At 56.9% G+C, this 2665-nt stretch carries 2 protein-coding genes; both read right to left on the minus strand.

Translation table 11 applies throughout. The annotated features are described in order from the left end of the window. Nucleotides 1–1470: ABC transporter ATP-binding protein/permease (locus L691_RS33660; RefSeq protein WP_025691901.1), on the minus strand; the 1470-nt coding region annotated here is incomplete at its 3' end. Further along, the gene (gene cydB / locus L691_RS0118580; protein ID WP_025691902.1) at nucleotides 1470–2489 is read right to left on the minus strand and encodes a cytochrome d ubiquinol oxidase subunit II; all 1020 of its coding nucleotides are present in this window, start codon (nucleotides 2487–2489) and stop codon (nucleotides 1470–1472) included. The genes cydB and L691_RS33660, both read right to left, overlap by 1 nt. Between the last annotated feature and the right edge of the window lie 176 nt (nucleotides 2490–2665).

A 2665-nucleotide genomic window follows, 5' to 3' on the forward strand; every position in this document is an offset into this window, starting at 1 on the left:
AGCCTCCGGGTAATAGAACAGGACATTATCCGCCAATGTTCCACTGAAAATGTACGGCTTCTGCGGAATATACGACGTCTGGCGCCGCCAGGCGTCGTCGTTCAGCGAGCTCACCTTGCAGCCGTTAACCGTTATACTGCCCCCGCTCGGGTGTAAAAAGCCAGCGAGCACATCGATCAGCGTCGATTTACCGGCGCCGCTTTCGCCGATGATGCCGATTTTGCCGGTGCCGGTGAACTGTAAACGAATCTCCTCCAGCGAGGAAGGGCCACCTTCCTCATACCGTACGCTAACGCCCTGAAAAGACAGCGTACTGCTGCCGTTCCAGGAAAATGTCGATTCGGGCAAGACAGAAGCGCCTCCCCCGGAGACTGCCGCAGAGCCCCCCCCACCGGGGGAGTTCCCGCCCGGTTTACCGCCCGAAGCGTACCCCGCAGCTTCATTGCGGCGGCCTTCAGGCGGCCCTTCCTCTCCTACCGGAGCATCCGGCGGGGATGGCTCCCCACGTTCCAGCGCCACCGCCTTGACCGGTTCACGGTCGATAATACTCTTCATCGCTTCACCCGCTTCCTTGCCGTCAAGCGTGGCGTGAAAGTCGGCGCCAACCAGCCGCACCGGCAGGAAATATTCCGGCGCCAGAATTAGGATCGTCAGTCCCGTAACCAGTGTCATATCGCCGTTTACCAGCCGCACGCCGAGACTGACAGCCACGGAAGCAACGGACAGCATCGTGAAGAAATCAAGCGCGAACGATGACAGGAACGCCACACGCAGCGTGCGCATCGTTGCCGAGCGGTAGCGGTCGCTGACCTCGGCGATGGCCTCGCTGTGGTCCTTGCTGCGTCCGAGAAATTTCAGCGTCTCAAGCCCCCGCAGCGAGTCCACAAAGTGATTGGACAGCGTCCGGTACGATTCCAGCTGCCGGTCCATCTGCTTACGGGCCGTCATGCCGATCAGAATCATGAACACGATAAGGATCGGCATCGTTAAAGTCAGTATTATGCCGCTCATGTGGTCCTGCGTATACACATAAACGAGCAGCAGCACAGGCGTTACCGCCATTCCCACCATACGCGGAATAATCAGCTCCAAGTAGGTGCGGAACTTGGTAACGCCCTCCAGTACGAGCGTCACCAGGGTTCCCGTTCCTTGATCCCCGGCCATTCTCGGCCCCAGCCGGAACAGCCTGTCCATCATCTCCCGCCGCATGGCGCTGCCCGTCTTCTCGGCGAACCGGTACGAGATGCTGCTCATCAGCAGGCCGCAGGCATGCCGCGCCAGAAACGCAAGAAGGAACAACAGCGCAGTGCCCCATTGTTCCTTCAGCGGCTTCCCCGCGAACAGCGCGGAGATAACTTCTGCCAGCGATGCCGCCAGCAGCAGGATGGACAAGCTTTGCACCAGGGTAAGGAAGCCCACCGCCAGAAAGACCGGTCTCACTCCTTTATACCCAAGCAAATTTCTATCCATTAATATTCAAGAGTCTCCTTGTCACTAAGCCGTTTGTGGAAGATAAAATAGCTCCAGATCTGATAGCCCAGCACGAACGGCAGCATTGTCAGCGCCACGATCGTCATCACTTTCAGCGAATATTGACCGGATGCGGCGTTCGTGATGGTCAAGTTGTAAGCCTCGCCAAGCGAGCTGACCATAACCCGCGGGAACAAGCCCACGAATACGGAGATTACCGAAAGGCCCAGCACCGCGCCCGTCATGCCGAATGCCCAGCCGTCGCGCTTCTGCTTGCTGAAATAACCCGCTAGTAAAAAAGCGACCAGCCCCAGCGCCGCGATCGCCCACAGCAGCACTCCGCGCACTTCGAAGATATCCGTCTGGAAATAAGTCATGATGACAAAAGCCAGCAGCAGCACGCCTGTCGGCAGAAGCAACGTACGCGCCCGTTTGCGCGCCCGTTCCTGCAACTCGCCGAAGGTGCGCAGCGCCGTGAACAGCAGACCGTGAATATTGCACATCAGGACAACCGCAAGGCCGGCCAGCACGGTATAGACATTGACAATGTCCCCGAAAAAGGCTGCATGCATCTGCATATCGCCGTCAATCGGCAGTCCTTTGATGAAGCTCGCAAATACTATGGCAAGCAGGAAAGGCGGCAGGAAGCTGCCGATCAGAATGGACAGATCCCAGGTCTTTCTCCATCCGGCGGTTTGCGCTTTGCCTCTGTATTCAAAGGCCACACCCCGGAGAATCAGACCAAACAGAGCGAAGACAAACGGCACATAAAACCCGCTGAACAGCGTCGCGTACCATTCGGGGAAAGCGGCGAACATCGCCCCCGCCCCGGTAATCAGCCATACCTCGTTCGCATCCCAGAACGGACCGATCGAGTTGATCATAACCCGGCGCTGTCTTTCATCCTTCGGCAGCATTTGCGACTGCATTCCCACACCGAAGTCGAAGCCTTCCAGGAAGAAGAATCCGACGAAGAGAACCGCAATCAGCACAAACCAAAGTTCATTAAGTGAGATCATGGTATCACCCCTTCTTCTTGTTATACGGGTCCGTCGAATGCGATTCTTCTTCCACAGTGTACGGGCCTTTTTTAACAACTTTCACGAACAGATAGATCAGCACGATAAAGAGAGCCGCATATATAGCGTTGAACGTGATTAGCGAGAACAATACCTGGCCCGGCGTAATGTTGGGC

This window comes from Paenibacillus zanthoxyli JH29 (assembly GCF_000520715.1).
Taxonomy (GTDB): Bacteria; Bacillota; Bacilli; order Paenibacillales; family Paenibacillaceae; genus Paenibacillus_AQ; species Paenibacillus_AQ zanthoxyli.

Excerpts from the sequence above, each read along its gene's own strand:
- cydB (WP_025691902.1), bottom strand. The coding sequence starts at position 2,489 with ATGATCTCACTTAATGAACTTTGGTTTGTGCTGATTGCGGTTCTCTTC.